Source organism: Micromonospora sp. MP36 (assembly GCF_008119785.1).
In the GTDB taxonomy this organism is placed as follows: Bacteria; Actinomycetota; Actinomycetes; order Mycobacteriales; family Micromonosporaceae; genus Micromonospora.
In genome coordinates, this window is the sequence record NZ_VSFA01000182.1 from 1 (window position 1) to 8,492 (window position 8,492).

Below are 8,492 nucleotides of genomic sequence, written 5' to 3' on the forward strand. Positions count from 1 at the left end.
ACCTCGAGGCCCCGGTCGAGGACGACGCCAGCTACGGGGAGGGCCGCCGCGACGACGGCAAGGTGTGGGATGCCTACACCCCGCCGGCGCACCGGCACGGGTTTGACTTCTGGTATTCCCACGGGTGCTGCGACGACCACGCACGGCCCCATTACTGGGTCCGCGGCGCAGCGCGGGAGGAGGTGCTGCGGGTCGAGCAGTGGTCCGCTGAGCACGAGACCGACGTGGCCGTCGACTACCTGCGGACCGCCGCGCGGCGCTACCACGAGCAGGGCCAACCCTTCGCGCTTGTCCTGTCGTACAACCCGCCGCATCAGCCGTTCGACCAGGTGCCTGAGCGCTACCGGGTGCATTACCAGCGACGGGAGCCGCGGGACCTGTTGCCCAGCCCGAACGTCGAATGGGGCAACCGGGCCGCGGCCGAGGCGGTCGAGGTGGCGCCGCTGTACTACGCCGCGATCACCGGCGTCGACGAGCAGTTCGGACGCCTGCTCACCGCGCTGGACGACCAGGGGCTCATGAACGACACGATCGTCGTGTTCACCTCTGACCACGGCATGCAACTGGGCAGCCACGGCCTGGTGTACAAGAACGTGCCGTACGAAGAGTCGATGCGGGTTCCGTTCCTGATCAGCTGGCCTGGGCACGTCGCGCCGGGCGCCGACGACCTGCTGCTCAGCTCGCCCGACGTGGCCCCCACCCTGCTGGGACTGCTCGGGCAATCAGCACGGCGTCCGCCGCAGATGCAGGGGCGCGACCTGTCCGACCAGCTGTTGGTCGGCATCACGGCGGGTGGCGGCCCGGACCCGGCCCGCCCGGGAGCCGCCCTGTACATCGGCCCGGGACACGACGTCCTCCGCCTGGACGTACGCGGGCTGCGGACCCACACCCACAAGCTGATCGTCGAAGCTCCGCCTGGCGGGCCGTTGCGCCGGCAGCTGTTCGATCTGGCCGTCGACCCGTACGAGCTCGCCGACGTCGCCGACGACCAACCCGACGTGCTCGCATCGCTGGCCGAGCTGCTGTGCCACGAACTCGACCGCATCGGTGACCCTTGGCCGGGCCGGCGGATCATCCAGGAGGAGTTGGCGGCGGTGGGTCCTGCCCGGCCACCTGAGCATGCCCGCCCGTCGGCATCGACCGGCCCGCCCGTCATTCCCTCCCACGGAAAGAGCACAGCATGAGCCTTGATCGACAGAGCCACCTGTTCCACGAGGTGGTTGGCCAGTCCGACGACTGGGCCCGGGTGGTGTCGCGGGTTGGCGAGGTCGCCGCCGCCCTTCCACCTGCCGGCGCCCGGGTCGCCGTCGTCGGCTGCGGTACGTCGTTCTACATGGCGCAGGCGTACGCGGCGCTGCGTGAGCAGGCCGGCCAGGGCGAGACCGACGCGTTCGCGGCCAGCGAGCACAGGCTGCGCCGGGGGTACGACGCGGTGCTGGTGATCAGCCGGTCGGGGACCACGACCGAGGTGATCGACGTCCTGGAGTCGCTCAGGGATCGCGACGTGCGTACGGCGGCGATCGTCGCCACCGCCGGCACCCCGGTGACCCAGTTGGCCGACCATCTCATCGTGCTCAGCGAGGTGGACGAGCGCTCGGTGGTCCAGACGCGGTTCGCCACCTCCGCTTTGGCCCTGTTGCGGGCTTCCCTCGGGGAGGACCTCACCGGTGCTGTCGCGGACGCGGCGGCGTTGCTCGCCGAGGACGAGGCGCAGGCGTTGGCCGGGCTGGTCGACGCCGAGCAGGTGACGTTCGTGGGGCGCGGCTGGACCGTGGGGCTTGCCGAGGAGGCCGCGCTGAAGCTGCGCGAGTCGGCGCAGTTCTGGACCGAGTCGTACCCGGCCATGGAGTACCGGCACGGGCCGATCAGCATCGCCGCTCCCGGACGGGTGACCTGGGCGCTGGGCAGCGTCCCGGATGGACTGGCCGAGCAGGTACGCGCGACCGGGGCGCACTTCGAGCACCGGGACATCGACCCGTTGGCCGAACTGGTCCGGGTGCACCGGCTCTGCCTGGCCAAGGCCCGCCGCGCCGGCCTCGACCCGGACAACCCCCGGCACCTGACCCGCTCGATCATCCTCGAGCCGTCAGCCGGGCGGTAGCATGTCCGGTTTTCGGGACGTGGTCGCGGCCATCGATGTCGGGGGCACCCGTATCAAGGCCGCGCTGGTCGACCGGTCCTACCAACAGCTCACCCGGATCACCCACCAGACGCCGCCCGACATCGCCACCGACATCGGGTCGGTGGCGAGCCAGATCGTGTCGGCCCTGCTCGACCAGGCCCGGACCGAAGGCGAAGAGCCGAAGCTCGTGGGGTGCGGCATGGTCGTACCCGGTGTAGTCGACGAGCGGCGGGGGATTGGGCGGTTGTCGGTCAACCTGGGTTGGCGTGACCTGCCGGTCGCCGAACAGGTCCGCCGCGCCGTCAGGACCCCGGCCATGGTCGGCCACGACGTGCGCGCCGGACTGCTCGCCGAGTCGCGGCTGGGCGCCGCGCGCGGTGCCCGTAACGTCGCGTTCCTGCCCGTCGGCACGGGCGTGGCGGGCGCGCTGATGCTCGACGGCCGCCTGGTCGCCGCCGACGGATGGGCCGGCGAACTCGGCCATGTCGTCGTGGACCCGGCGGGATCCGTCTGCGGCTGCGGCGGCCGGGGCTGCCTGGAGACGGTCGGGTCGGCGGCGGCGGTCGAGCAGGCGTACGCCCGCGACACCGGGCAGCGGGTCGGGGCCGAGACCGTGGCTGGCCGCGCCGCCGCCGGCGAACCGGCAGCCGCCGCCGTGTGGGCCCGCGCCGTCGACGCCCTGGCCCGGGCGATTGCCACGACGGTCGGTGTCACCGGCGTCGACCTGGTGCTGATCGGTGGTGGCCTCGCCGAGAGCGGGGAGCTGCTTCTGGCGCCGCTGCGGCGGGCCGTCGACGACCGGCTCACCTTTCACCGCCGCCCCCGCCTGCAGCGGGCCGCCCTCGGGGACCGCGCGGGCTGCCTGGGCGCGGCCTGCCTCGCGTGGGACGCGCTGTGATCGTCACCGTCACTCTGAACGCGGCGCTGGACATCACCTACGAGGTCGCCGACCTCGTGCCGAATGGCAGCCACCGGGTCAGCGCGGTCCGCCAGCGGGCCGGTGGCAAGGGGATCAATGTCGCCTCGGTGCTCTCGGCATTCGGGATCCCGGTGACCGCCACGGGGCTGGTGGGTGGCGGGATCGGGGCCGACATCCGCGCCGACCTCGACGCCCGCGCGGTGCGCCACGTGTTCGCCAAGTGTCGCGGCGAGAGCAGGCGCACCGTCAACGTCGTCACCACCGCGCGGGGCGACGCGACGATCTTCAACGAGCCGGGCCCCACCGTGACGGCGGACGAGGGGCTTGCGTTCATGTCGCTGCTGGATCAGCTGATTCAGCAGACCGCGGCGAGCGTCGTGGTGGTCGCCGGCAGCCTCCCGCCCGGTTCGCCGCCCGACGCGTACGCCCAGATCGTCGAACTCGCGCACCGCCGGCACGCCCGATGCATCGTCGACGCCGACGGCGAATCGCTGCGCCGAGCGCTGGCCGCCCACCCCGACGTCGTCAAACCCAATCTCGACGAACTGCGTGCCGTCACCGGGGTCGACGATCCGCTGCGTGGCGCGGGCGTGCTGCGGCGGCTCGGCGCTCGCGACGTGGTGGTGTCCCTCGGTGCTGACGGTATGTTGGCGGTTCCGGCCGACGGGCCGGACTACCGGGCCGGCCTGGGCCAGCGGTTGGCGGGCAACCCGACCGGTGCCGGCGACGCGGCGGTCGCTGCCGTCGCCGCCGGTATCGAAGGTGAGCACGGCTGGCCTCGGATGCTGGGCGATGCCGTTGCGTGGTCGGCCGCCGCGGTGCTGAGCCGGGTTGCCGGCGAGGTGGATCCCCATGCGGTGCCGCGACTGGCGGCGAGAGTGCGAATCGAGGAGACCAATGACGCTCGTACGACTTGACGAGGTGTTGCAGGACGCGCGGCAAACCCGGCGTGGTGTCGGGGCGTTCAACGTGATCCAGGTCGAGCACGCCGAGGCCCTGGTTGCCGCTGCCGAGCGCACCGACCTGCCGGTGGTGCTGCAGATCAGCGAGAACGCCGTGCGCTACCACGGGTCCCTCGCGCCGATCGCGCTGGCCACCAGGACCATTGCCGAGCGGTCGAACGCCAGCTGCATTCTTCATCTCGACCACGCCACGAGCGAGCCGCTGGTGGACGAAGCTGTCGCCCTGGGCTTCACGTCGGTGATGTTCGACGGCTCCCGGCTCGACGACGAGGCCAACCGGTCCGTGACCCGGGCGGTGACCCAGCGGTGCCACGCCGCAGGGGTCAGCGTGGAGGCCGAACTCGGTGAGGTCGGCGGCAAGGACGGCGTGCACGCACCCGGCGTGCGCACCGATCCCGACGCGGCCGCGAAGTTCGTCGCGGACACGCAGGTGGACGCCCTGGCGGTGGCGGTGGGTTCGTCGCACGCCATGACCAGGCGTACCGCGAAGCTCGACCTGAACCTGGTGGCGGCCATCCGGGATCGGGTGCCGGTCCCGCTGGTGCTGCACGGTTCGTCCGGCGTTCCGGACGACCAGCTGGCGGCCGCGGTGCGTTCGGGCATGACGAAGATCAACATCGCTACCCACCTCAACAAGGTGTTCACCGACGCGGTACGCGAGCACCTGGCCGGGCACCCGGACAACGTAGACACCCGCAAGTACTTCGCCCACGGACGCTCTGCTGTGACCGAAGAAGCCGCACGCCTGCTCGAGTTGATCGCGCTTCGCGGCGTCGCCTAGTTGCTCCGGAGACGGGCCTGCCGAGGAGGCACTGGTGGCTGAAGAATCCCACTGCTGCGTGGTCGGTCGCCGCGGGCTGGCGTCGTCGAGCCGGCAGCCGCGCCGACCACGGTCCACCCGCGGACAGACGATGATCCCCGGGGGCAGTTTCGAGATGGGTGACGCGTTCGACGAGGGCTACCCGGCGGACGGTGAAGGCTTGGTCCACACCGTTACGGTGAGCTCCTTCTACCTCGACGTCACGGCGGTGACCAACGCGCAGTTCGCCACGTTCGTCAAGGACACCGGCTACGTCACCCAGGCCGAGCAGTTCGATTCGTCGGCGGTGTTCCACCTCGCTGTGGAGGCGCAGCCTTCCGACATCCTCGGCCGGGTGCCCGAAGCGCCGTGGTGGCTCACCGTGCGAGGGGCCGACTGGAAGCATCCGCAGGGTCCGCTCTCCTCGATCGAACGGATCCAGAACCATCCGGTCGTGCACGTCAGTTGGTTCGACGCGCAGGTGTACTGCGACTGGGCCGGCAAGCGCCTGCCGACGGAGGCCGAGTGGGAGTACGCGGCGCGCGGGGGCCTGCGTTCCCGGCGCTATCCCTGGGGTGACGAACTGACCCCGCGCGGGCGATGGATGTGCAACATCTGGCAGGGCGACTTCCCCAGCCGGAACACCCTCGACGACGGCTTCCTCACCACGGCCCCGGTGAAGTCCTACCGGCCGAACGGCTACGGCTTGTGGAACATGGTCGGGAACGTCTGGGAGTGGTGTGCCGACTGGTTCTCGGCGACGTACTACCAAATCTCTGCACCGGTCGACCCTGTGGGCCCGCCCAGTGGGGACGCGCGGGTCATGCGGGGCGGCTCGTACCTGTGCCATCACTCCTACTGCCGGCGCTATCGGGTGGCCGCCCGGTCCGGCAACACGCCTGAATCGTCCTCCGGCAACCTCGGCTTCCGGTGCGCCAACGATGGGGCGGTCGCCTGACAGGGAACCGGGTCGTCCGGGTGTGAGTTCGGGGCTTCGGGCCCTGCGACTGGCCGCGTGCGCACCCGGCTCGCTTGCCGGGTCAAGCAGGGTTCAAGACTTTCCGCCCCTAGACATCCAACCTTTCACCTGTCAGATTGAGCGGAAGGCACGCCCGACGCGAAGATTCGTCGGCATTGGCCGCGAATAGACCCGATCATTGAAGTCCAGGAGTTCGTCCATGGCCCCGTACCACCCCAACCGGCGCCAAGTCCTACGACTCGGTGGAGCGTTCGCCCTCACGCCTCTCGTTACCGAGCTCACGACGGCTCCGGCGGCCGCGGCGCCAGCCGCCTTCGGAGCCCCGGCCACCGCATCGGCCGGATTGACGCCGGCGAGTCGCTCCTCGCTCGCCCGCCACGCTCTCTGGTATCGGCTCCCTGCCACAGACTGGCAGTCCCAGGCGTTGCCGATCGGCAACGGCCGGATCGGCGCCATGCTGTTTGGCCAGCCCGACCGGGAGCGGATCCAGTTCAACGAGCAGAGCCTCTGGGGTGGGGTCAACGACTACGACAACGCCCTCGCCGGCCGCCCCGACGGCGCCTTCGACACGAGCATGACCGGCTTCGGTTCCTACCGGGCCTTCGGTGACGTCGTGCTCTCCTTCGGTGCCCGGCCGGAGATCACCGCCCCCGGTGGTCCCTACACGACCGCCGCGACCGAGGGAGTGGACAAGACCGTCGACGGGGACTCGCGGACGAAATGGTGCATCGAGCGCCCCCCGTCGGAGGTGATCTGGCAGGTGGCCCTCACTGCACCCGCCGCCGTCTCGACCTACCGGCTCACGAGCGCCAACGACGTCCCCCTCCGCGACCCCCAGACCTGGAGCTTCCAGGGCTCGGCGGACGGGTCCGCGTGGACCACGCTCGACACCCGTTCGCTGCCTGGCCCCTTCGAGAACCGGTTCCAGACCAAGGAGTTCACCTGCTCCAACAGCACGGCTTACCGCTTCTACCGCCTCGTGTTCACGCCTCGCTCCGGGGTGAGTCACTTCCAGGTGGCCGAGATCGGGCTCGCCGGGGTCGACCTCGGTGGAGGCCGTCTCTACGTCTCCTCGCCCTCCGGCCATGCCGACGGCACCGGCACCGGGCAGGACATCTCCCGGACTGTGGACGGGGATGACTCCACCGTGTGGCGAGCGGCCGACGCGACCGCCGGGGCGGTGTGGCAGGCCGACCTTGCGTCAGCTGCGACGGTCACCGGCTACAGCCTCACGGCCTCGCCAGATACTCCTGAGGAGGACCCCGGTTCGTGGACCCTTGAGGGCTCCACCGATGGCCAGGAGTGGACGCTGCTCGACGAGCGCGATGCCCAGCCCGCCCTCGACCGCGGCGAGCGCCGACAGTTCACCGTCGGCACGCCCAAGGCGTGCACGAGGTACCGCCTGACGCTGCGGCCGGCATCCGGCTCGGTCGTGCGTGTGGCCGAGATCCGCCTCGTCGGCACCGGACTCGACACGGCGACGCTCGGCCCGGTGGTCGAGTACCGGCGGGCGCTCGACCTTGAGTCCGGGATCCACGCCACGTGGTTCGGCTCCCCCGGGCAGCGGGTCCTGCGGGAGGCGTTCGCCAGCCGAGCCGCCGACCTGATCGTGCTGCGCTACGAGGCCGAGCGCGCCGGCGCGCTCGACTGCGACATCGCTCTCACCTCCGCGCAGGGTGCGTCCGCGATGGTCGACGCCGCAGCGCGGACCGTCGGGTTCCGCGGCACCATGGGAAACGGCCTGAAGCACGCCGCCGTCCTCCGGCTGGCCGAAACCGACGGTTCCGTGACCGGCACGGGTTCCCAGCTCCGGGTGCGCTCGGCGACGCGGATGACCCTGCTCCTCGACGCGCGCACCGACTACAAGCTCGACGCCGCCGCGCAGTGGCGCGGACCGGACCCCCAGCCCGCGATCATGGCTGCCCTCGACGCGGCAGCCGCGCAGTCCTATGAGTCCCTGCGCGGGACGCATGTCGCCGAGACCCGCGCCGTGGCCCAGCGCGTCTCCGTGAACTGGGGGCGCACCGACGACGAGGCCACCGCCCTCCCGACTGACGCACGGCTCGCCCGTTACGGCACCGGCAAGTCCGACCCCGGGCTCGAGCAGACCATGTTCGTCCTCGGCCGGTACCTGCTGCACAGCTCCTCCAGGCCCGGCGGCCTGCCCGCCAACCTCCAGGGGCTCTGGAACGACAGCAACCAGCCCCCGTGGGCGTCGGACTACCACACGAACATCAACATCCAGATGAACTACTGGGGCGCGGAGACCACCAACCTCAGCGAGAGCCATGAGGCACTCGTCGAGTTCGTGCGCCAGGTGGCGGTGCCCAGCCGTATCGCGACCCGCAACGCCTTCGGCGCCGACACCCGAGGCTGGACGGCTCGCACGAGCCAGAGCATCTTCGGCGGCAACGCCTGGGAGTGGAACACCGTCGCCAGCGCCTGGTACGCGCAGCACCTGTACGAGCACTGGGCCTTCACCCAGGACCTCACCTACCTGCGCCGCATCGCCTACCCGATGATCAAGGAGGTCTGCCAGTTCTGGGAGGACCGGCTCGTCGAGAACGAGGCCGGCCAGCTCGTTTCCCCCAACGGGTGGTCGCCGGAGCACGGTCCGCGCGAAGACGGCGTGATGTATGACCAGCAGATCATCTGGGACCTCTTCCAGAACTACCTCGACTGCGCGGCGGCGATCGACGTCGACTCCGAGT

The 8,492-nt window shown here is 70.9% G+C and carries 7 protein-coding genes; all 7 read left to right on the plus strand.

Annotated elements, in window-relative coordinates; all coding sequences use genetic code 11:
- Positions 1-1,184 (plus strand): sulfatase-like hydrolase/transferase (locus FXF52_RS39505; RefSeq protein ID WP_148804764.1); only part of this gene is annotated, 1,184 nt, incomplete at its 5' end.
- A complete protein-coding gene (locus FXF52_RS39510; protein ID WP_148804765.1) occupies positions 1,181-2,101 on the plus strand; it encodes an SIS domain-containing protein in 921 nt (306 codons plus the stop codon). The genes FXF52_RS39505 and FXF52_RS39510, both read left to right, overlap by 4 nt.
- Position 2,102: 1 nt before the next feature.
- Positions 2,103-3,020 carry an ROK family protein gene (locus FXF52_RS39515; RefSeq protein WP_148804766.1) on the plus strand — a complete coding sequence of 306 codons (918 nt, stop codon included), beginning with the start codon at positions 2,103-2,105 and terminating at the stop codon, positions 3,018-3,020.
- Positions 3,017-3,958 carry a 1-phosphofructokinase family hexose kinase gene (locus FXF52_RS39520; protein WP_148804767.1) on the plus strand — a complete coding sequence of 314 codons (942 nt, stop codon included), beginning with the start codon at positions 3,017-3,019 and terminating at the stop codon, positions 3,956-3,958. The genes FXF52_RS39515 and FXF52_RS39520 overlap by 4 nt, the downstream gene beginning before the upstream one ends.
- Positions 3,939-4,784, plus strand: coding sequence for a class II fructose-bisphosphate aldolase (locus tag FXF52_RS39525; protein ID WP_148804768.1), 846 nt, complete (start codon positions 3,939-3,941; stop codon positions 4,782-4,784). Before FXF52_RS39520 ends, FXF52_RS39525 begins: the two co-directional genes overlap by 20 nt.
- A gap of 34 nt (positions 4,785-4,818) precedes the next feature.
- Positions 4,819-5,760: a formylglycine-generating enzyme family protein gene (locus FXF52_RS39530; RefSeq protein ID WP_255472863.1), complete on the plus strand. Its 942-nt coding sequence runs from the start codon at positions 4,819-4,821 to the stop codon at positions 5,758-5,760.
- Positions 5,761-6,205: 445 nt separating this feature from the next.
- Positions 6,206-8,492 (plus strand): glycoside hydrolase N-terminal domain-containing protein (locus FXF52_RS39535; RefSeq protein WP_255472864.1); only part of this gene is annotated, 2,287 nt, incomplete at its 3' end.

Bases quoted from the DNA above. Each gene is read 5' to 3' on its own strand.
- FXF52_RS39510 (WP_148804765.1), top strand. From the start codon at position 1,181: ATGAGCCTTGATCGACAGAGCCACCTGTTCCACGAGGTGGTTGGCCAG.
- FXF52_RS39515 (WP_148804766.1), top strand. From the start codon at position 2,103: ATGTCCGGTTTTCGGGACGTGGTCGCGGCCATCGATGTCGGGGGCACC.
- FXF52_RS39525 (WP_148804768.1), top strand. From the start codon at position 3,939: ATGACGCTCGTACGACTTGACGAGGTGTTGCAGGACGCGCGGCAAACC.